The 20,869-nt window shown below is 69.1% G+C and carries 21 protein-coding genes; 4 read left to right on the top strand and 17 right to left on the bottom strand.

Annotated elements, in window-relative coordinates:
* The first annotated feature begins 36 nt into the window (after positions 1-36).
* Positions 37-480, top strand: a complete 444-nt coding sequence (locus AC1MBE_RS10395) for a QcrA and Rieske domain-containing protein (protein ID WP_479777958.1) — start codon at positions 37-39, stop codon at positions 478-480.
* 169 nt (positions 481-649) lie between these two features.
* Here the strand turns inward: AC1MBE_RS10395 and AC1MBE_RS10390 are convergent, their stop codons facing one another.
* From AC1MBE_RS10390 to lysS, 4 genes are all read right to left on the bottom strand, one after another.
* On the bottom strand, positions 650-3,142 hold the full coding sequence (locus tag AC1MBE_RS10390; RefSeq protein ID WP_479777956.1) for an ATP-dependent Clp protease ATP-binding subunit: 2,493 nt from the start codon (positions 3,140-3,142) through the stop codon (positions 650-652).
* Positions 3,143-3,548: 406 nt separating this feature from the next.
* A complete protein-coding gene (locus AC1MBE_RS10385; RefSeq protein WP_479777954.1) occupies positions 3,549-3,875 on the bottom strand; it encodes a histone-like nucleoid-structuring protein Lsr2 in 327 nt (108 codons plus the stop codon).
* Positions 3,876-4,013: 138 nt separating this feature from the next.
* The gene (locus AC1MBE_RS10380) at positions 4,014-4,202 is read right to left on the bottom strand and encodes a hypothetical protein (protein ID WP_479777953.1); all 189 of its coding nucleotides are present in this window, start codon (positions 4,200-4,202) and stop codon (positions 4,014-4,016) included.
* 2 nt (positions 4,203-4,204) lie between these two features.
* On the bottom strand, positions 4,205-5,734 hold the full coding sequence (gene lysS / locus AC1MBE_RS10375) for a lysine--tRNA ligase (RefSeq protein WP_479777951.1): 1,530 nt from the start codon (positions 5,732-5,734) through the stop codon (positions 4,205-4,207).
* Positions 5,735-5,811: 77 nt separating this feature from the next.
* Here lysS and AC1MBE_RS10370 point away from each other — a divergent pair, with 77 nt between their 5' ends.
* From AC1MBE_RS10370 to AC1MBE_RS10360, 3 genes are read left to right on the top strand one after another with little or no spacing between them, the layout of a single operon-like run.
* Positions 5,812-6,747 carry an alpha/beta fold hydrolase gene (locus AC1MBE_RS10370; protein WP_479777949.1) on the top strand — a complete coding sequence of 312 codons (936 nt, stop codon included), beginning with the start codon at positions 5,812-5,814 and terminating at the stop codon, positions 6,745-6,747.
* A 59-nt stretch (positions 6,748-6,806) separates the two neighbouring features.
* Positions 6,807-7,430: a thymidine kinase gene (locus AC1MBE_RS10365; RefSeq protein WP_479777947.1), complete on the top strand. Its 624-nt coding sequence runs from the start codon at positions 6,807-6,809 to the stop codon at positions 7,428-7,430.
* A gap of 46 nt (positions 7,431-7,476) precedes the next feature.
* Entirely contained in the window at positions 7,477-8,310 is an 834-nt protein-coding gene (locus AC1MBE_RS10360; RefSeq protein WP_175323913.1) for an alpha/beta fold hydrolase, read from the top strand.
* 11 nt (positions 8,311-8,321) lie between these two features.
* On the opposite strand, the gene AC1MBE_RS10355 is transcribed toward AC1MBE_RS10360, so the two are convergent.
* The 13 genes from AC1MBE_RS10355 to tilS form a co-directional block, all read right to left on the bottom strand.
* Complete coding sequence (locus AC1MBE_RS10355; protein WP_479777944.1) at positions 8,322-9,818, bottom strand: MDR family MFS transporter; 1,497 nt, start codon at positions 9,816-9,818, stop codon at positions 8,322-8,324.
* Between the two features lie 183 nt (positions 9,819-10,001).
* Entirely contained in the window at positions 10,002-10,889 is an 888-nt protein-coding gene (panC, locus tag AC1MBE_RS10350) for a pantoate--beta-alanine ligase (RefSeq protein ID WP_479777942.1), read from the bottom strand.
* Position 10,890: 1 nt separating this feature from the next.
* Positions 10,891-11,811, bottom strand: a complete 921-nt coding sequence (locus AC1MBE_RS10345) for a Rossmann-like and DUF2520 domain-containing protein (protein WP_479777940.1) — start codon at positions 11,809-11,811, stop codon at positions 10,891-10,893.
* Positions 11,804-13,387, bottom strand: a complete 1,584-nt coding sequence (locus tag AC1MBE_RS10340; protein ID WP_479777938.1) for a PH domain-containing protein — start codon at positions 13,385-13,387, stop codon at positions 11,804-11,806. The genes AC1MBE_RS10345 and AC1MBE_RS10340 overlap by 8 nt, the downstream gene beginning before the upstream one ends.
* Positions 13,384-13,896, bottom strand: a complete 513-nt coding sequence (locus AC1MBE_RS10335; protein WP_479777936.1) for a PH domain-containing protein — start codon at positions 13,894-13,896, stop codon at positions 13,384-13,386. Before AC1MBE_RS10335 ends, AC1MBE_RS10340 begins: the two co-directional genes overlap by 4 nt.
* Positions 13,877-14,401 (bottom strand): DUF3180 domain-containing protein, encoded by a 525-nt coding sequence (locus tag AC1MBE_RS10330; protein WP_479777934.1) that lies wholly within the window; start codon positions 14,399-14,401, stop codon positions 13,877-13,879. The genes AC1MBE_RS10335 and AC1MBE_RS10330 overlap by 20 nt, the downstream gene beginning before the upstream one ends.
* The gene (folK, locus tag AC1MBE_RS10325) at positions 14,398-14,946 is read right to left on the bottom strand and encodes a 2-amino-4-hydroxy-6-hydroxymethyldihydropteridine diphosphokinase (protein ID WP_479777932.1); all 549 of its coding nucleotides are present in this window, start codon (positions 14,944-14,946) and stop codon (positions 14,398-14,400) included. The genes AC1MBE_RS10330 and folK overlap by 4 nt, the downstream gene beginning before the upstream one ends.
* Positions 14,943-15,302, bottom strand: a complete 360-nt coding sequence (folB, locus tag AC1MBE_RS10320) for a dihydroneopterin aldolase (RefSeq protein WP_479777930.1) — start codon at positions 15,300-15,302, stop codon at positions 14,943-14,945. The genes folK and folB overlap by 4 nt, the downstream gene beginning before the upstream one ends.
* Before the next feature lie 11 nt (positions 15,303-15,313).
* Positions 15,314-16,267: a dihydropteroate synthase gene (folP, locus tag AC1MBE_RS10315; protein WP_479777928.1), complete on the bottom strand. Its 954-nt coding sequence runs from the start codon at positions 16,265-16,267 to the stop codon at positions 15,314-15,316.
* Positions 16,268-16,279: 12 nt separating this feature from the next.
* Positions 16,280-16,936, bottom strand: coding sequence for a GTP cyclohydrolase I FolE (gene folE, locus AC1MBE_RS10310; protein ID WP_479777926.1), 657 nt, complete (start codon positions 16,934-16,936; stop codon positions 16,280-16,282).
* A 9-nt stretch (positions 16,937-16,945) separates the two neighbouring features.
* Complete coding sequence (gene ftsH, locus AC1MBE_RS10305) at positions 16,946-19,009, bottom strand: ATP-dependent zinc metalloprotease FtsH (protein WP_479777924.1); 2,064 nt, start codon at positions 19,007-19,009, stop codon at positions 16,946-16,948.
* A gap of 200 nt (positions 19,010-19,209) precedes the next feature.
* Complete coding sequence (gene hpt / locus AC1MBE_RS10300; RefSeq protein WP_138767802.1) at positions 19,210-19,761, bottom strand: hypoxanthine phosphoribosyltransferase; 552 nt, start codon at positions 19,759-19,761, stop codon at positions 19,210-19,212.
* A gap of 29 nt (positions 19,762-19,790) precedes the next feature.
* Complete coding sequence (gene tilS / locus AC1MBE_RS10295) at positions 19,791-20,828, bottom strand: tRNA lysidine(34) synthetase TilS (protein WP_479782570.1); 1,038 nt, start codon at positions 20,826-20,828, stop codon at positions 19,791-19,793.
* Positions 20,829-20,869 lie beyond the last annotated feature (41 nt).

Here is a 20,869-nt window from a genome sequence, read left to right as displayed (position 1 = left end):
CAGCGGGCTTTCAGGCAGAGTTGGCATGATGGGGGCATGAACCCTGAAAAGTCCCTGCCCCGACGCTCCATTCTGCTTGGTGCCGGCGCCATCGGGGGTGGCGCCTTGGCCCTCTCGGCGTGCGCGGCTTCGCCCTCCGGCGCCCCCGCAACGACGGCGGCCGGCCCCTCGGTCCCGGCCGGCACACCGGTCCGGATCGGCAAGCTCAGCGAGGTGAAGGTGGGCAGCACGGCCACCGGCAGCGTCAACGGCAAAACGGTGGTGGTCTTCCGGCAGGATGACAAGACCGTGCTGGCGTACGACGCGGCCTGCACGCATGCCGGCTGCCCGGTAGCGCCGGCCGGCCAAGACTTCGAATGCCCGTGCCATGGTTCTTCGTTCAAGGGAGCCGACGGGAGCGTGGTCAACGGCCCGGCCCAGGCGCCGCTGGGCAAGTTGAAGGCCGCCATCGACGGCGAATGGATCACCGTTACCGCCTGACCGCGCCGGGCGAGCAGCGCCGCGCAAGCCGCCCAGCCACAACGCGCGAGCGACAATGCGCGGCGACCCGCTCCCGCCGCCGGCCCGCGCGCGGGCAACAAAAAGGCCCCGGCCGCCTCCCTGAAGGAAGCGGCCGGAGCCTTCTGCTTGGAACCTTATACCTTGGCGCCTAGACGCTCGGAGCGATCTCCGGGATGCGCGGCTTAGCGTTGCCGGCGAAGGTGAACTTCGCGTCGTCGCCTTCGCCTTCCACGTCCACCACCACGATGTCGCCGGCGTGCAGTTCGCCGAAAAGGATCTTCTCGGAGAGCTGATCCTCGATCTCGCGCTGGATGGTGCGGCGCAGCGGCCGGGCACCCATCGCGGGGTCGTAGCCGCGGGTGGCCAGGAGCACCTTGGCCGCGGGCGTGAGCTCGATGCCCATGTCCTTGTCCTTGAGGCGCTTCTCCAAGCGGTTGACGAACAGGTCCACGATCTCGATGATCTCGTCCTGGGTCAGCTGCGGGAAGACCACCACGTCGTCAACACGGTTCAGGAACTCGGGGCGGAAGTGCTGCTTGAGCTCCTCCGTGACCCGGGCGCGCATCCGGTTGTAGCCGGTCTGCGTGTCCGTGCCGGACTGGAAGCCGGTGGCGACGCTCTTGGAGATGTCCCGGGTGCCGAGGTTCGTGGTCATGATGATCACGGTGTTCTTGAAGTCCACCACGCGGCCCTGGGAGTCGGTCAGGCGGCCGTCTTCCAGGATCTGCAGCAGGGAGTTGAAGAGGTCGGCGTGCGCCTTCTCCACTTCGTCGAACAGCACCACGGAGAACGGACGACGACGGACCTTCTCGGTCAGCTGGCCGCCCTCCTCGTAGCCCACGTAGCCCGGAGGGGCACCGAAGAGCCGGGAGACGGTGTGCTTCTCCGAGTACTCGGACATGTCCAGCGTGATCAGCGCGTCTTCCTCGCCGAACAGGAACTCCGCGAGTGCCTTGGCCAGCTCGGTCTTGCCGACGCCGGTGGGCCCGGCGAAGATGAACGAGCCGCCCGGACGCTTCGGGTCCTTCAGGCCGGCACGGGTGCGGCGGATCGCCTGGGACAGGGCCTTGATGGCCTCGTTCTGGCCGACCACACGCTTGTGCAGTTCGTCTTCCATCTTCAGCAGGCGCGAGGACTCTTCCTCGGTCAGCTTGAAGACCGGGATGCCGGTGGAGTTCGCCAGCACCTCGGCGATGAGATCCTCATCCACCTCGGAGATGTCGTCCATGCCGCCGGTCTTCCACTGGCGTTCCTTTTCGGCGCGCTCGGCAATGAGCTTCTGCTCCTTGTCGCGCAGCGACGCGGCGCCTTCGAAGTCCTGCGCGTCGATCGCGGATTCCTTCTCCAGTTTCATGGCCGCGATCTTCTCGTCCATGACCTTGAGCTCGGGCGGGGCGGTCATCCGGCGGATGCGCAGCCGGGCACCGGCCTCGTCGATCAGGTCGATCGCCTTGTCCGGCAGGAAGCGGTCCGAGATGTAGCGCTCGGAGAGGCTGGCCGCCGAGGCGAGGGCGCCGTCGGTGATGGTGACGCGGTGGTGCGCCTCGTAGCGGTCACGCAGGCCCTTGAGGATCTCGATCGCGTCGGCGACGGAGGGCTCCTTGACCTGGATCGGCTGGAAGCGGCGCTCCAGGGCGGCATCCTTCTCGATGTGCTTGCGGTATTCATCCAGCGTGGTCGCACCGATGGTCTGGAGCTCGCCGCGGGCCAGCATGGGCTTCAGGATCGAGGCCGCATCGATGGCACCTTCGGCGGCGCCGGCACCCACGAGGGTGTGGATCTCATCGATGAACAGGATGATGTCGCCGCGGGTGCGGATCTCCTTGAGCACCTTCTTGAGGCGCTCTTCGAAGTCGCCGCGGTAGCGGGAGCCGGCCACGAGGGACCCGAGGTCCAGCGTGTACAGCTGCTTGTCCTTGATGGTCTCCGGCACGTCGCCGCGGACGATCGCCTGGGCCAGGCCCTCGACGACGGCGGTCTTGCCGACGCCGGGTTCGCCGATCAGCACCGGGTTGTTCTTGGTGCGGCGGGAAAGGACCTGCATGACGCGTTCCATTTCCTGCTCGCGGCCGATCACCGGGTCCAGCTTGTTCTCCCGGGCGGCCTGGGTCAGGTTGCGGCCGAACTGGTCGAGGACGACCGAACCGGCGGGGGTGCCTTCGGCCTGGCCGGAGCCAACGCCTGCGCCGGTGGTTTCCTTGCCCTGGTAGCCGGAGAGCAGCTGGATGACCTGCTGCCGGACGCGGTTCAGGTCCGCTCCGAGCTTGACCAGCACCTGGGCTGCCACACCTTCACCCTCGCGGATGAGGCCGAGCAGGATGTGCTCGGTGCCGATGTAGTTGTGGCCCAGCTGCAGGGCCTCGCGCAGCGAGAGCTCCAGCACCTTCTTGGCGCGCGGGGTGAACGGGATGTGGCCGGACGGGGCCTGCTGGCCCTGGCCGATGATCTCCTGCACCTGCTCGCGGACACCGTCGAGCGAGATGCTCAGGGACTCGAGGGCTTTGGCGGCAACACCTTCACCCTCATGGATCAGGCCCAAGAGGATGTGTTCGGTACCGATGTAATTGTGGTTCAGCATGCGTGCCTCTTCTTGGGCAAGCACAACTACGCGACGGGCACGGTCCGTAAATCGCTCAAACATTTCGCCACACTCCTAGCTACGACGTACTTTGATGCTACGTGGCGGAGTTGCAGATTTGTGGCTTGTTCGCCACGGGGGAAACCGGGACACCCTGCGCACCCCCTCCCGGACCCACGCGGCTGCCCGCGGCACGCCCGCAGCCATCCCCGGCTCGGCCCGGCGGCTCCTGCCCGGTTCTTCCCGCCGGGGCCGGCCCGGGACCGGCGTGTTCCGGCGTGTCAGCCGCTTGGCCGGCCAACAACCGGGCTGGAACGCAGCGGCACGGTCAGCACGCGCGGCCGGACATGAGCAGCGGCACGGCCGGAACCCCCGGCCGGACATGACAAAGCCCCCGCCGGAAGACGGGGGCTTTGTTGGTGTCAATTGCGTCGCGGCGCCGAGTCGAACCGCGGGCAGCCAGGCCGTGCTAGGAATTTGCCTTTTGGTAGGCTTCCTGAATTTCAGCCTGGATACGGCCGCGGCTGTTTACCGCATAGCCGTTGTCCCGGGCCCATTGACGGATCTGAGCCGAGTCCTGATTACGGCCGCCCGAGACTTTTGTCCGGGTTGCGCGGCCGCTTGATGTTTTACGGGCGTGGGCCACGTACCGCTCGACCGCCGAGCGGAGTTCCGACGCATTGCTTGAGGACAGGTCAATTTCATAACTGACGCCGTCCAGGCCAAACCGGACAGTTTCGTCCGCGGATCCCCCATCCAGATCATCAACGAGGATGATTTTAACTTTCTGTGCCATAAAAACTCTCTTTTCAAAAGTATGAGTATTTAGAAAAGCAGGATGTATCTGTAAAAAGTATCCATCGTTTTATGGCCGGGAGTCAAAGCGGAAATGCCATCCCAAAGAAAATCCGCAGGAGGGAAACACCCGCGCTTTTTAGCGCTGGTCGGGGGAATGCCCGTTTCCGGTGGCGGGATTCTCTTCCGTACCACGGGCTGCGGCCTCCGCCTGGGCGCGGGCCTCCGCCTGGCGCTCGGATTTATCGGCGTTGAAAATTGCCTTCATGGCGAACCAGAAGATGAGCCCGACCACCACGGACGGGAGCAGGACGGCAATGTATTCCATGATCAGTGGCCCTCGGGCTTGAGCAGCGGGAAGAGAATGGTCTCGCGGATGCCGGCGCCGGTGAAGAGCATGACCAGCCGGTCGATGCCCAGGCCGATGCCGCCCATCGGCGGCGCACCGTATTCAAGGGCGCGGAGGAAGTCCTCGTCCAGCTGCATGGCTTCGACGTCGCCGGCGGCCGAACGGCGGGACTGCTCGGTGAGCCGTTCGCGCTGGATCACCGGGTCGATCAGTTCGGAGAAGGCGGTGCCACGCTCCATCCCGCCGATGATCAGGTCCCAGGCTTCGATCAGCCGGTTGTCCTCACGGTGGTGGCGGGCCAGCGGCTGCGCGGAGGGCGGGTAGTCATAGACAAAGGTGGGGTTGAGCAGGGTCGGTTCGACCAGTTCGCCGAAGAGCTCGACCACGAGCTTCTCGGCGTCCCAGCCGGCGTCGACCTTGACCTCGTGCTTCGCGGCGAGGGCCAGCAGCTCCGTGACCGGCGTTTCCGGGGTGATCTCCTGGCCGACGAAGTCGGAGAGGCCCGGGTACACGGCCATCCAGGCCCAGTCGCCGTCGAGGTTGATCTCGCCGGCCTCGGTCTGCAGCACCCGGCCCACGCCGGCGGCGTCGGCGGCGTCGAGGATGATCTCCTTGATGCGGTCCGCCATAACGAACTGGTCGGCCCACGCCTCGTAGCTCTCCAGGGTGGTGAATTCGGGGCTGTGCGTGGAGTCAACGCCCTCGTTGCGGAAGACCCGGCCCATGTCGTAGACCCGGTCGATCCCGCCGACCACCGTGCGCTTGAGGTACAGCTCGGTGGCGATCCGCAGGGTCATCTTCTGATCGAACGCGTTCATGTGGGTCTCGAACGGACGGGCCGTAGCGCCGCCGTGCACCAGCTGCAGCATCGGGGTTTCCACCTCGACGTAGCCCTGGCGGTGCAGGGTTTCGCGGATGGAACGGGTGATCGCGGCCCGGGTGTAGACCATTTCGCGGGCCTCGTCGCGGACGATCAGGTCCACGTAGCGCTGCCGGACGCGGGTTTCCTCGTTGAGCTCGGCGTGCAGCACCGGCAGCGGCCTCAGCGCCTTGGACGCCATGGACCACGACTCGGCCATCACGGAGAGCTCGCCGCGGCGCGAGGAGATGACTTCGCCCTTGATGAAGACGTGGTCGCCGAGGTCAACGAGGGACTTCCAGTCCGCGAGCGCTTCCTCACCGATGTTGGCCAGGCTGAGCATGACCTGCAACCGCACGGCCTTGCCGTCGAGGCCGCCCTCCTGCAGGGTGGCGAAGCATAGCTTGCCGGTGTTGCGGATGAAGACGATGCGGCCGGTCACGCCGACGACGTCGCCGGTGGTCTCGTCGGCTACGAGGTGTGCGTACTTTTCACGGATATCCGTCAGCGAGTGGGTGCGCTCGACTCCCACCGGGTACGCCTCGATGCCACGTTCGATCAGCTTGGCGCGCTTTTCCATGCGGACCAGCGTCTGTTCGCTGGCGTCGGAGTGCTCGGCGGAGTTCGGGGCGGGGGTGTTTTGGGAAGTCACAATCCCCAAGTTTACCGGGAGTTGGCCCTCCGCCGGTGCGGCGGGGGCGGGAAAGGACCGGGAATAGACTCACAGCTATGGAGACGTGGACGATTCGGACCGACGACGGCGAGGGGCACCTCGAGCTGCACACCGTCCGGCCCGCTCCGGCCCCGGCCCCGGACGCGGCACCCAAGCCCGCCCCGACAGCGGCGGCGGGGACCGGCGTCGTGCTGGTGCATGGGACCCTGGTCACGGACGCGCTTTACCGTTCGTTCGCGCGGAGCCTGAGCCGGCTGCTGGGCCGCCCGGTGCACTGCTACAACCGCCGCGGCCGGGCCGGTTCCTCGCCGCAGCCCGCGGACTACTCCGCCGCCACGGAGGTGGCCGACCTGGCCGCCGTGCTGCGCCGGACCGGCTCCACGGACGTCGTCGCGCACAGCTACGGCGGTTTCGTGGCGCTGCAGGCCGCGCGCAGCGTCCCGATCCGCCGCCTGGTCACCTATGACGCGGCCGTGTCCCTGGCCGGGAGCCTGACCAGCCGCTGGCGCCCGGAGCTGGAACGGTCGGTGGCCGCCGGGGAGCTTGACCACGCCTGGGCCCACCTGGTCCAGGGGCTGGAAACCGCGGGCCCGGTGTCCCGGCTGCCGCTGGGTGCCCTGCGGATGCTCAGCATCCTCTCCGCGCGGACCACCCTGGGCGCCGAAATGCGGGCGCTGCTGCCCACCGCCGTCGCGGAAATGCGCGCCGTGCTGGCCGCCGACGCCGAGCTGGGCGACTTTGCCGGCGTCGGGACCCCCACGCTGATGCTCACCGGGGGGTGGAGCCCGGACTACTTCGCCGAAACCGGACGGCAGCTCGCCGCGGCGGTCCCCGCGATCGAGTTCGCGGTGGTGCCGGGCCAGCTGCACGAAGGACCGATCCGCCCGGGGAACCGCCGGCTGGCGGTCATCGCCGCCAGGTTCCTGCTCGGCGGCGACGCTTCCGGCCCGGCACGGCTACAGGTGCGGCGGCGGCTGCGGCCGGCCCGCTGACGTCTGGCATTGGACGTCTGGCACTAGAATCGGGGGCGACCTATGTCGAAAGGACCCCCTTGGCCAAGCTTTACTTCCGCTACGGCGCGATGAACTCCGGCAAGTCGACGGGCCTGCTGCAGGCAGCGTTCAACTATGAGGAGCGCGGCCAGCGGGTGGTGCTCGCCAAACCGGACATCGACACCAAGGGCGACACCGACGTCGTGTCCCGGCTGGGGATGACCCGCTCGGTGGACTTCCTGATCCCCGCCGGGGCGTCCGCCCGGCAGCTGTTCTCCGCGCACGCCCACGGGGATGACCCAGATGCCCTGCTGCAGCACGTGGACACGCCGCCCGTGGCCTGCCTGCTGGTGGATGAGGCCCAGTTCCTTGAGCCGGAGCAGGTGGACGATCTGTTCCGGATCGCCGTGCTGGACAACGTTCCCGTGCTCGCCTACGGCATCCGCACCGATTTCCGGACCCGCGCCTTCCCCGGTTCGCTCCGGCTGCTGGAAATCGCGCATACCCTGGAGGAGCTCAAGACGATCTGCCGCTGCGGCCGCAAGGCCATCTTCAACACCCGCCGGATCGGCGATGAAGTGGTGTTCGACGGCGACCAGGTGGCCATCGACGGGCAGGACGCCTGGTACGAGTCGCTGTGCGGATCATGCTACCTGGAGATCTCCGGCGGCCGGCTGGGCTAGCCGCTCCCCGCTGTGCGGTTCCGGGCGCCTCGGCTAGGCTCGGAGCATGACCCGCGAGAACATCAGAACCCCCGACGGCGGAACCCTTGAGCTTTTCAGCACGGGCGCGGAGCTCGCCGCGGCGGGTTCCGGCGTCGTCGTCGTCCCGGCCTCAATGGTGACGGCCGCCGACTACACCCGGTTCGCGCAGAAGCTCAGCGCCGCCCTGGGCCGCCCGGTGCACACGTTTAACCGCCGCGGCCGTGGCTCGTCCTCACCGCAGCCGGAGGACTACACGCTGGACGTGGACATCCGTGACCTAGATGCCGTGATGAAGCACACCGCCAGTACCGACGTCTTCGGGCACAGCTTCGGCGGCGCGGTGGCGCTGCACGCGGCCCGCACCCTGCCGGTGGAACGGCTGGCCGTGTACGACCCGGCCGTCTCGGTGAACCACAGCGTCACGGCGGACTGGACTGCCGAATACGAGCGGCTCACGGCGGCGGGCGACGACGACCGCGCCCTCGCCGTGCTGGTCCGCGGCCTGGAGACCGGAAGCGCGCTGTCCCGGATGCCGCTGTCGATGCTGACGCTGGCGAACAAGCTCACCGCCGGCACCCCGGTCGGCAAGCAGCTGCGCGAGCTGATGAAGACCGGCGTCCGCGAGATCAAGGCGATCATCGCCGCGGACATGCCGGCCGAGCCGTTCCTGGAGCTGCCGCTGGAGACGCTGATCATCGTGGGCGAGAAGAGCCCGGCGTACTTCGGTGTGGCCTGCGGGCAGATCCACGACGTGCTCTCCGGTTCCAGCTACACCATCCTGCCGGGCATGGGCCACGACGGGGTCAACAAGGCGCCGGACAAGCTCATCGCCGAACTCAGCGAGTTCTTCGCCGGCTAGCAGCTGCCGGGTCAGTGGCCGCCCGGGGCTGCCGCGCCGTCGGTCTTGCGCATCAGCAGGGACAGCACGACGGCGGCGAGTGCGATGGCGGCCGCGGTCAGGAACGCCGCGTGCATGCCGGCGACGATACCGGAGCCGGCCGAGACGGCCGCGAAGATGGAGACCAGCAGCGCTGTGCCCGCCGCACCCGCGACCTGCTGCAGGGTGCTCATGATGGCCGACCCGTGGGAGTACAGGTGCGGCGGCAACGGGTTCAGCCCCGTGGTGAAGGCAGGCGTAAACAGCAGCGCCAGACCCAGGCTCAGCGCCACATGCAGCGCGATGATCCAGCCCACCGGCGTCTGGCTGTCCAGCCTGGAGAACTGCCAGAGCGAGAGCACCATCATGACGGACCCGGTCACCGTCAGCGGCAACGGACCCACCTTGTCGAAGAGCCTGCCGATGACCGGGCCCAGCAGACCCATCGCCAGGCCGCCCGGCAGCAGGACGAGGCCTGTCTCGAGCGACTTCAGGCCCCGGATCTCCTGCAGGTACAGCGGCAGCAGGATCACGGCGCCGAACAGCGCAATCATCGCCACCACCAGCAGCAGCACGGACACGGTGAACATCCGGAAGTTGAACGCGCGCAGGTCCAGCAGCGGCGCCTCGGCCTTCTGCAGCCTGAGCTGGCGCAGGACAAAGGCCAGCAGCGCCACGACGCCGACGGCGAGCGCCGCGACCGCCGGGGCGCCGGCACCGCCCCCGCCGCCGATCTGGCTCAGTCCGTAGACAACCCCGCCGAAGGCCGGGACAGAAAGGACCACCGACAGCACGTCCAGCCGGGTTTTCTCTTTTTCGCCGATGTTCCTCAGGAACCGGGCACCGATGCCGAACGCGAGCAGCGCGATGGGGAGGACGAACACGAACATGAACCGCCAGGAAAAGTGCTGCAGGATCATTCCGGAAACCGTCGGTCCCATGGCCGGTGCCACCGAGATCGCGATGCTTACGTTGCCCATGACGGCGCCGCGACGGGAGACCGGGACCAGGGTGAGGATGGTGGTCATCAGCAGCGGCAGCATGATCGCGGTGCCGCCGGCCTGGATAATTCTGGCCAGCAGCAGGATTTCAAAGCCAGGTGCGAGGGACGCCAGCAGGGTGCCCGCGGAAAACAGCCCCATCGCCAGCATAAAGACCGCCCGGGTGGAGAGCCGCTGCAGGATGAAACCGGTGGTGGGAATGACCACGGCCATGGTCAGCATAAAGCCGGTGGACAGCCACTGCACGGTGGGAGCGTCCACCCGCAGGTCCACCATCAGCCGCTGCAGGGCGACGTTCATGATGGTCTCGTTGAGGATCACCACGAAGGTGGCTACCAGCAGGGTGGCGATGATGGTGACGGATTCCCGGGACAGCTTCTCCGGCGCCGCGGGTGCCTCACCGCGCTGCGCTGCCGCGGGGGCGGCGGCGTCGGTCCGGGTCGGCGGGGCCAGGCTGTCTTGGACGTTGGAAGGGGCATCTGCTGGCATGGGAATCCCCTTGGGAGTCGACGTTGGGTTTCGGCGAACTATGTCGCCACTACGATTTCCAACCCGTGCCGGGCGGCAGTAATTCCCGCCGCGGGAAAACAACGCGGGGTCAGTCCCGGCCCACGGTGGGCCGCCGGACGGGCGCTAGGTGACCGCGCGTTGCCTCCTCCGGCTTCTAGGGGGTCAGGAGTCCAGCGGCACGTTGTCGATCAGCCGCACCGGGCCGACCTTGGCCGCGATCAGGACCAGGCCCTCGCCGCGGAACGGGGTCTCCCGGCAGTTCTCGGCGAGCGGCTCGAGGGTGCGCGGATCCACGACGTCGAAGTAGTCCAGTTCCACGAGGGGCTGGGACTCCACCAGCGCCCGCGCGGAGTCCAGGTCAAGGGGTTCGTGCGCGTTGGCCCGCTCCTCGACCAGCCGCAGTGCCCGGGACAGCACCAGGGCCGCTTCGCGCTCCTCGGCCGAGAGGAAACGGTTCCGGCTGGAGAGCGCCAGCCCGTCCGGGGACCGCACAATCGGCACCGGGACGATCTCCACCGGGAAGTTCAGGTCAGCCACCATGCGCTTCACGAGGGCCAGCTGCTGGGCGTCCTTCTGGCCGAAGTAGGCCCGGTACGTGCTCTGTCCCAGCGCGGGTAGCCCGTAGTGCAGCAGCTTCGCCACCACCGTCAGGGCGCCGTCGAAGTGCCCGGGCCGGGAGGCGCCCTCCCACTTGTCCCCCAGCACGCCCGAGGTGATCCGCACCAGGGGTTCCCCGCCCGGGTACACCTCCTCCACCGCGGGCGCGAAGGCGAGGTCGACGCCTTCGGCCTCGAGCAGGGCCAGGTCCGCCTCCAGCGTGCGCGGGTACCGTTCGAGGTCCACGGCCTCGCCGAATTGCAGCGGGTTGACGAAGATACTCGCCACCACAACGTCGTTTTGCGCGACGGCGGTGCGCGCCAGCTGGGCATGTCCCTCGTGCAGGGCGCCCATCGTCGGCACGAGCCCCTGCGAGGTGCCGCGTTTCTCGGTGAGCAGGCGGGCGCTCTCGGCGCGCAGCCGGGCAGCCGTGGTCACGAGCTGGATTGCCATCTCAGGGTCCTTCCTCAGGAATCGGGGCATCGGCGTCGGGGCCCTCGAGAGCCCGCCGGATGCCCTCAATTTGGTCCGGCTTCAACAGCCCGCGGCTGCCCGCGCGGCGGGCCGTTGCCCGTGCCATGGCCAGGTACGCCTCCAGAATATCGCCGCCGGACCCACCGTCGAGTTCCCGCAGGGCCTCCGAGTGCGCGGCGACAGTTCCCACGTCGCCGCGGGACACCGGTCCGGTCAGCGCAGACTCGCCCGAGGCCAGGGCGTTCTCCAGGCTGGCGCGCAGCAGGGGCCCCAGCATGCGCTCGGGTGCTTCGACGCCCACCTCGCGCAGCAGTTCGGACGCCTGGGCCACGAGGGTGACCAGATGGTTCGAGCCGTGGGCCAGGGCCGCGTGGTAGACCGTGCGGTCGCCCTCGGCGATCGCGACCGGCTCGGCGCCCATCTCCACCACGAGCGCCTGCGCGATCGGCAGCATCGCCGGGTCGGCCGTCACACCGAAGCTGCAATCCAGCAGCCGGGTGAGGTCCAGGCTCATCCCGGTGAAGGTCATGGCCGGGTGCAGCGCCAGCGGGATTGCCCCCGCGGCCCGGATCGGGCGCAGGATGCCGACGCCGAACCGCCCGGACGTGTGGGCAACGAGCTGGCCGGGCTGCCAGGCGCCGAGTTTCGCGAGGCCTTCTACGAGGGGGCCGAGCGCATCGTCGGGGACCGCCAGCAGCACCAGTTCGGCACGCTCCACAATGTCCTGCACCTCGAGGACGGGGACACCGGGCAGCAGGGTTTCCGCGCGTTCGCGGCTTGCGTCCGAGACGGCGGAGACCCCGACGACGGCGTGCTCGGCTGCGCGCAGCGCCGCCCCCAGGACGGCTCCCACCTTGCCGGCTCCGATGATTCCGACGCCGAGGCGTCCTGGCTTAGCCATGCTGCGGCCCTTCCTTCGGTTCGTGGTCGAGACGGTCGTGCGCGAGTGGTTCGTGCGCGAGCGGTGCGGCCGCCCCGAGCCAGTGTTCACTGGTCTGCAGTTTCCGCGCGCTCCGGGCCCGGGCCGCCTGCGCGTCGAGCAGGGCCCGGCCCTCGTTCAGGCCGGCCTGGACCAGCCGCGGCGCCACCGGCCCCGCGGTGGTGTGCAGGACGAGGTCCGCCACCCGGAAACGCCGGGCCAGCGGCCCCTGCTGCAGCGCGATCGACTGGGTGCGCTGGTGCGGGACCAGCACGAGCTGGCGCCACCAGCGGCCGGACCGGATCAGCAGCGCGGTGTCGGTGGCGGCGAAGCCGTTGCGCCGCCAGCCCAGCGGGGCAAGCGCCCGCGCCCGCGCCGGTGTGGTGACGAAGCCGCCGTCGTCGGGGGTTGCCGGACCGCCGCCGTCGTCATCCCGTGCCGCCGGACCGCCGGAGGGCGCCAGGCCCTTCAGGCCTGCGGTGAAGACGCGCACGGGGTCCCGGGTGCCGGGGTCGGGCAGGACCAGTGAGAGCATGATGAACACCTCTGCCAGCGTTCCGACCGGCAGCAGGGTGGTCCGGGAGGAGCCCTCGCCGTTGCCGCCGGCCGTTCCATAACCGGCCACGTTGACCTGCATCCGGTACCAGCCGAAGATCCGCCAGAGCGGCGGCTGGCTGATGCGCAGGGCCTGGATCCGTCCCGGCGGCAGTGTCTGGGCCTGGGTGTCCAGCAGGCCGTAGCGCAGCCGGATGCCGTCCGGGGAAATGGCGGCGGTGAAGTTGTAGCCCTTGTTGAAGGAGTTCCAGTACGCCGCGACCAGGCCCAGGCCGGCGGGGATCAGGTACAGGAAGAAGCTGCGGTTTTCCGTGACGGCCGAGAGCAGCACCGAGGCCACGGCGCCGAGGACAATGAAGACGCTCTGCTCGCTCAGCACCAGCGACCCCGCCAGGCGTTGCGGCGGCACGGTCAGCACCACCCGTTCCGGCGCTTCCACCGCGGCTGCGGCCAGCTGGCCCGGTGCTTCCAGCCCCGCCGCGGCACCGGGGGCGCGGGTGCCTACGGTGGCACCAGCGGCACCGGAGGCGCTGGCCAGGATGGTCGCGCGGAGTTGGCGGGCCTCGTCCGCGCGCAGGTAGGCGAGGTGCACTGCGGACGTTCCGGCGTCGGCGACCTCGAACCGGAGCTCAGCGAGCCCGAAAATCCGTGCCAGCAAAGGCTGCACGACGTCGATCGCCTGGACCCGGTCCAGCCTGGCCTGGCGTTGCTGCTTGAACAGCACCCCGGTGTTGACCCGCACGTACCCGTCAGCCACCTGGTAGCGGGTGAAGTACCAGCTCAGGACAAAGCCGATAACGGTCAGCAGCAGCACCGTGCCGCCGCCGAGCACCAGCCACGGCGCCCTCCCGGCGAGCCGATCGTCGAAGACCGGGCCGCCCTGGAGCAGCCGTTCGAAGGCGTCGCGTCCGAAAAAGAAGAACATCGCTGCCAGCGCCACCCAGCCCCGGACGAACGGGGAGGCTGGATGAACGCGCTGCCAGCTGTCCCCGGCGGCGCTCACAGCCCGGCCAGACGGGCCTCGCCGCGGGCGGACAGCTGTTCGCGGAGCCGCGCCCCCTCCGCCGCGGGCAGGCCGGGGATCTCCGCGCTGGTCCCGGCCGAGGCGGTGTGAAGCTTGAGGGTGCACAGGCCCAGGCCGCGTTCCACCGGGCCGGCGCCGATGTCCACGTATTGCATCCTGCCGTACGGCACCACCAGGACGCGCTGGAAAAAGATGCCACGCCGGATCAGGAGGTCGTCCTCGCGTTCGGCGTAACCGATGGAGCGCACCTGGCGCGGGATGAGGACCAGCCGCCAGAGGGCCAGCACGAGGGCAGCGGCGGGCAGCGCGACGGCGAGCCAGAGCGGCGGCCAGTCCCACACGCCGGTGAGAACCAGGACGAGGGGCAGCGAAAGGACCGCGACGGCGGCCGCGTTGCCCAGCGCCCAGGCCGCCATCCGCACGGTGACGTAGCGCGGGGAAACCCGCAGCCAGGCCACCCCAGGAGGGTCAATCGCCTCGGTATGCATATTCGCCTTCGGCCTCGGGTTTGCCGCGCTTGCCCTGCAGCCCGGGGGTCCCCTCGGCGTCGCCGTCCTCCGGGGGAATCCGGCAGAACCGCTCCACCACGAGGCCCACCACCACCATAACGAGGCCGCCGCCGGCCATGGACAGCGTCTCCCAGGTAATGGACTGCCCGCTGCGCACGGACCAAAGCCGCAGCTGGTCCAGGAAAATCCCGGCGTGCCAGCCCAGCAGCACGGTCCCGGTGTAAGCGCAGGCCTGGGCGAGGACGAGGGTCCACGCGGCCAGGATCGGGTTGAGCATTTTCTTCTTTTTCCCGTTGCGCCAGCGCAGCACGCGGATGCCCAGGATCAGGGTGACGGCCACGATCACGCCCATGGTGATCAGCCCGGTCAGCGGCAGCACCGGGGTGTTCAACCCGTAGCGGGCGGTCATCAGGCTGGCGAGCCAGCCCAGGACGGCGAGGGCGACTCCGATGACGAGCAGCAGAAGCGGGCTGATTGGTTTCACGGCGCCTCCACCACTCCGGCCGTGCCTTTGAGTTCCTCGAAACCGTCGAACGGCACGAGGTCGGGGAAGTCGGCGGCCTTGGCGGCGAGGTCGCCCACCCGTTCCCCGTTCAGCTCGGCCGCGGGCTCGATCAGGGACCAGGGATAGAGCACAAAGGCGCGCTCCGCGGCGCGTGGATGCGGGAGCGTCAGGTCGGGGTCGGAGCTGACCAGCTCGCCGTAGGTGATGATGTCCACGTCGAGGGTGCGCGGACCCCAGCGGACCTCGCGGACCCGGAAGTGCTTTTGTTCCACCGCGTGGCAGTGCCGCAGCAGTTCCTCCGGGGACAGCGAGGTTTCCACGGCGATCACCATGTTCAGGAAGTCCGGCTGGTCCGGCGGGCCGCCGACGGCCTTGGTCTGTACGATCGGCGAGATGGCCAGCAGCCGTACCTCGGGCGGGTCGACGAGGTCGGCGACGGCGGCGGAAAGCGTGTCGTTGCGCTCCCCCAGGTTGCTGCCAAGCGCGATCACGGCGCGCGTGTAGGGGGCGGCGTGCGGGCTCATGGCCGTTCCCGGTGCACGCTGACGGACACGTCGCCGAAGTCGACCTGGATCGGGGCCTTGGGTTTGTGCACGGTGATGTCCACCGCGGCCACCGGGAAGCGCAGCAGCACATCGTCGGCGATCCGCACCGCGAGGGCTTCAATCAGGTTCTGCGGGGTACCGGTGATCCAGCCGCGGATGCACTCGGCCACCTCGCCGTAGTGCGCGGTGTCCCGCACGTCGTCACTCGCCGCGGCCTTGCCGAAGTCCAGGTGCAGCACGGCGTCGACGACGAACGGCTGGCCGTCCCGGCGTTCGAAGTCGAACACTCCGTGGTGCCCGACGGCGGTGACACCACTCAGCGTGATCCGGTCCATGGGGCGCCGGTTCAGCTGTCGCCGGGTGCGGCCGGGGCCGCCGCCGGACTGGCCGGGCTGGCGGGGGCGAGGCGGGCGGCGACCTTGACGGCGTCGAGGCTGGGGCCGACGTCGTGCACGCGGACGGCCCAGGCGCCACGGAAGGCGCTGATGGCGGTCACGGCCGCCGTGGCGGAGTCCCGTTCGTGGGGCGCGGCGGCCTTGCCGGCGACGGTGAGGAGGCTGCCGAGGAACCGCTTCCGGGACGCGGCGACCAGGACCTTGTGGCCCATGCCCTGCAGCACGTCGATGTTTTGCAGCAGTTCCCAGTTCTGTGACTCGTTCTTCGCGAAGCCCAGGCCCGGGTCCAGGATGATCTGCTCGGGCGAGGCGCCGGCCGCATAGAGCTTGTCCCGGACACCGGCGAGTTCAGCGGCGACCTCCGCTGCGACGTTGTTGTAGTCGGCCAGCGAGTCCATGGTGTTCGCGTCGCCGCGGCGGTGCGTGAGGATGTACGGCGCCTTGCTCCTCGCCACCAACTCAAGCATTTCCGGCTCGATCGTGAGGCCGGAGACGTCGTTGATAATCGCGGCGCCGGCGGCCAGGGCGGCCTCGGCGGTGGCCGCATGGGTGGTGTCGATGCTGACCAGGGCGCCGGCCTTGACCAGCGCCTCGACGACGGGCAGCACCCGGCGCTGCTCCTCCCCGACGCTGACCTCGGCCGCGCCCGGACGGGTGGATTCCCCGCCGACGTCGATGATGTCGGCGCCGGCGTAGAACATCCGCAGGCCGGCGGCGATGGCGGTGTCCGGCGTCGCGTGCCGGCCGCCGTCGCTGAACGAATCCGGGGTGACATTCAGGATCCCCATCACGAGCGTCCGGTCCGTCGGCAGGTCCTTGAAGCTCGCGGCCGGGCGCGGCTTGCGCAGCACGGGCAGCGGCGAGGTGGCAGGACCTGTTCCAGGGGCTGCGGCGAGGGAATCCATAGTGTGTTGTTCTTACCTTCCGAGGATGAGGCTCATGGCTTCGGCGCGGGTGGCCGGGTCATGCAGTTGCCCGCGGACCGCGCTGGTGACGGTCTTCGCACCGGGCTTGCGGATGCCGCGCATCGACATGCAGAGGTGTTCGCATTCGACGACGACGATCGCGCCGCGCGGCTTGAGGTGGGTGACGAGGGCTTCGACGATCTGGGTGGTCAGCCGTTCCTGGACCTGCGGGCGGCGGGCGAACATGTCCACCAGCCGGGCCAGCTTGCTCAGCCCGGTGACCTTGCCGTCGTGGGAGGGAATGTACCCGACGTGGGCGACGCCGTGGAACGGCACCAAGTGGTGTTCGCAGGTCGAGTAGAACGGGATGTCCTTGACCAGGACCAGTTCCTCATGGTCAAGGTCGAAGGTGGTGGCGAGGATCTCGGCCGGGTCGTGGTGCAGGCCGGCGAACATCTCCGCGTAGGCCTTGGCGACGCGCTTCGGGGTGTCCACAAGGCCGCTGCGGTCCGGGTCTTCGCCGATCGCGAGCAGGATCTCGCGCACCGCCGCCTGGATCCGGGGGTGGTCCACCGGGGTGGTGTTCTGGCCGGGATCCCCCGCCGCCCCTTCCGCGGAGAAGAGGCCGGCGGTGGCGGGAACGTCGTCGTCGTCGAAGTAAGAAGTCACAGAAGAAGCCTAGCCGGGATGGCCGTCAGGCCCCAGATCCGTAACACCGCCCTGGAAGGGCTCCTGCCCGGGGACGCCCTGGGCGTGCGGGGGCCGGGTGTCCAGCGGTTCCTCGAGCCGGGCTTCCTTGGCCTCCTCCTGGGCTTCGCGCTCCGCCTTTTCGCGGCGGGACTCCACCGGGCCGACGGCCTGGATCGGCCGGGTCTCCTTGGAGAGCCAGATCTCGCGGAAATCGCGCTTGCGGATATTCGTGAAGACCTGCGCGATCTCGCCCTGGTTCAGGGTCTCGCGTTCCAGCAGCTCCAGGGCCAGCTGGTCCAGGACGTCGCGGTTCTCGGTCAGGATCGCGTAGGCCTCGTCGTGCGCGCCTTCGATCAGGCGGCGCACTTCCTCGTCCACGACGTAGGCGATCTGGTCCGAGTAGTTGCGCTCGTGGCCGGCGTCGCGGCCCAGGAACGGCTCGCCGCCGCCCTGGCCGAGCCGCACCGCGCCGACCCGCTCGCTCATGCCGAACTCGGTGACCATCTTCCGGGCGATCCCGGTGGCCTTTTCGATGTCGTTGGAGGCGCCCGTGGACGGGTCGTGGAAGACGAGCTCCTCGGCCACCCGGCCGCCCATGGCGTAGGCCATCTGGTCCAGCAGCTCGTTGCGGGTCACGGAGTACTTGTCGTTCTCCGGGACCACCATGGTGTAGCCCAGGGCGCGGCCGCGCGGCAGGATGGTGATCTTGGTGACCGGAGCCGAATTGCGCAACGCCGCGGCCACCAGGGCGTGCCCGCCCTCGTGGTAGGCGGTGACCTTGCGCTCGTGTTCCTTCATCACGCGGCTGCGCTTCTGCGGGCCGGCCATGACGCGGTCGATCGCCTCGTCGAGGGCACGGTCGTCGATCAGGTTGGCGTTGGAGCGGGCCGTCAGCAGCGCGGCCTCGTTGAGCACGTTCGCCAGGTCCGCGCCGGTGTAGCCGGGGGTCTTCTTCGCGACGGCCTTGAGGTCGACGCCGGGAGCCATCGGCTTGCCCTTGGCGTGCACCTTCAGGATCTGGTCGCGGCCGATCAGGTCGGGGGCCTCGACCGAGATCTGGCGGTCAAAGCGGCCCGGCCGCAGCAGCGCGGGGTCGAGCACGTCGGGGCGGTTGGTGGCCGCGATCAGGATGACGTTGGTCTTGACGTCGAAGCCGTCCATTTCAACCAGGAGCTGGTTGAGGGTCTGCTCGCGTTCGTCGTTGCCGCCGCCGATTCCGGCGCCGCGGTGCCGGCCGACGGCGTCGATCTCGTCCACGAAGATGATGGCCGGCGAATTCGCCTTGGCCTGTTCGAACAGGTCGCGGACACGGGAGGCGCCCACGCCGACGAACATTTCGACGAAGTCCGAACCGGAGATGGAGAAGAACGGGACGCCGGCCTCGCCAGCGACGGCACGGGCCAGCAGCGTCTTGCCGGTGCCGGGAGGGCCGTACAGCAGCACGCCCTTGGGGATCTTGGCGCCCACCGCCTGGAACTTGGCCGGTTCCTGGAGGAATTCCTTGATTTCCTGGAGTTCCTCGACGGCCTCGTCGGCGCCGGCGACGTCGCTGAAGGTCACCTGCGGCATGTCCTTATTAACCATCTTGGCCTTGGACTTGCCGAACTGCATGACCTTGGAGCCGCCGCCCTGCATCCGGGAGAGCAGGAACCAGAAGAGCACACCCAGCAGCAGCACCGGGACCAGCAGCGAGAACAGGCCGGAGAACCAGTTGCTTTCGACCGGCTGGTCGGTGAAGCCGCTCGGCGGCTTCGCAGCGGTCACGGCCTTGACGACGTCGGCCGCGCGGGCGTTGACGAAGTAGAACTGGACGTTTTTACCCTTGTTCTGCCCGTCAGCCTGGTAGTCGTCCCGCAGCACCAGGTCCACGCGGTTCTCGGCGTCGAAAATCTTGGCCTGCTCGACCTTGCCGGTGGACAACTGCTCCAGGCCCTTGTCCGTGTCGATCCGGACCGATCCCCCCGGGGCCAGGGTGGCAAAGGCCAGCAGGAGCATGCCGATAACAACGACAATCCAGATGCCCGGGCCTTTGAAGAAACTCTTCGCTTTCATCTGATCGGGGGCTCGCCCCGTCCCTCCTGGTAGTGCTGCACGGCGACCGATCTGCGCGCGTGTGGTGCTGCGTCAGGTTCTAGCTATACACCGTCGCAGTAACTCACGCACGGTCAAGGGTAAAAGTTCCCTATCGGCGTAGCGGAGGGCTGTGCGGGGCAGAACAGGCTCAGCGTCGAGCCGGGGCGTGGCCGCCGGTTCTACTCGTAGACGTGCGGTGCGAGGGTGCCCACGAAGTCCAGGTTGCGGTACTTCTCGGCGTAGTCCAGGCCGTACCCGACGACAAATTCGTTGGGGATGTCATAGCCGACGTACTTGACGTCGATCTGGACCTTGGCGGCAGTGGGCTTGCGGAACGCGGTGCAGATCTCCACCGAGGCCGGGCCGCGGGACTCCAGGTTGGTCTTAAGCCAGGAGAGCGTGAGGCCGGAGTCGATGATGTCCTCGACGATCAGGACGTCCTTGCCCATCAGGTCCGTGTCCAGGTCCTTGAGGATGCGGACCACGCCGGAGGACTGCGTGCCGGAACCGTAGGAGGAGACGGCCATCCAGTCCATCGAGACGTGGCTGTGCAGCGCGCGGGCCAGGTCCGCCATCACCATGACCGCACCCTTGAGCACACCGACGATCAGCAGATCGCGGCCTTCGTAGTCCTTGTCGATCTGGGCAGCGAGTTCGGTGATCCGGGACTGGATCTGCTCCTTGGAGTAGAGAACGTGCTTGAGGTCTGCCTGGACGTCGTTTGAATCCACCAATGGCTCCTGTGTAGATGCGGGTGCGACTATTCTTGGGGCGGTTTTTGAGGCCGGAATACAAGCTTCCCACAGCGGGCGCCCTCACGGGGACCGCCGGCGGGGGCGGACCGCTCCGCCGCGAGCAACTGGGCGAGCGAGAGCCGGTAGACGCTCACGCCGCCGGGCAACTCCACCGGCCCCGCGGAGCCCTGCCGGCGCAGCAGCGCCTCCGCGGCGAGCAGCCGCTGGTAGCTCGGCTGCTGACCCCCGACGGCGGCGGCGGCCTTGGCGATCACCCGGAACCTCACGGCCGGCGCCAGTTCGCGCAGCGCGGCCTCGGGCAGGCCGAGCTCCGTGCCGGTGCGCTCCTGCAGCCGGGCAAAGGTGTCGTTCGCCACATCCTCGAGGTAGTCGGCGTCGAGCTGCAGGATCGACGCCGTCCTGGCCAGCGACTCGGCCACGCCCGGGCCCAGTTTGTCCTCCAGCATCGGCAGTACCTCCACCCGGGTCCGCGAGCGGGCGAACGAGGGGTCCGCGTTGCTGGGGTCGTGCCAGGGGTCCAGCCCCTCAACCGCGCAGATTTCCAGCGTCTCGACCCGGCGCAGCCCGAGGAAGGGCCGCAGCAGGCGGCCGCGGGCCGGCCGCATGCCGGCGAGCGAGCGGGTCCCGGAGCCGCGCGCCAGCCCCAGCAGGACCTGCTCGGCCTGGTCGTCCAGGGTGTGGCCCAGCAGGATGGCTCCGGCGCCGGTCTCGTCGGCGGCGGCTTCGAGGGCGGCGTGCCGGGCGTCCCGCGCGGCGGCTTCCGGGCCCATCCCGGCAGGGGCGACGTCGACTGTCCGGACCTGGACGGGGGCCAGTCCCAGCTCCTGCAGCGCCACGGCCGCCGCGGCGGCCACCTCCGCCGAGCCGGGCTGGAGCTGGTGGTCCACCACGACGGCGCCGACGGACACCGGGTGCCCGTCGACGTGGCCGCGGCGGCCGAAGTAGGACGCGACGGCGGCGAGCGCCAGCGAGTCCGGTCCGCCGCTGCAGGCCACCAGCACGCGCGCGGGGTAGCCGGCGTCGGCGAGGGCGTCCTGCAGCATTTTCCGGGCCTTGCCGACGACGGGCGCCAGCCGGCCGGGCC

The sequence above is a fragment of the Arthrobacter sp. BG5 genome, from assembly GCF_056680155.1.
Note: the sequence above shows the minus strand (reverse complement) of the source record. Positions and strands in the feature narration are given on the sequence as shown.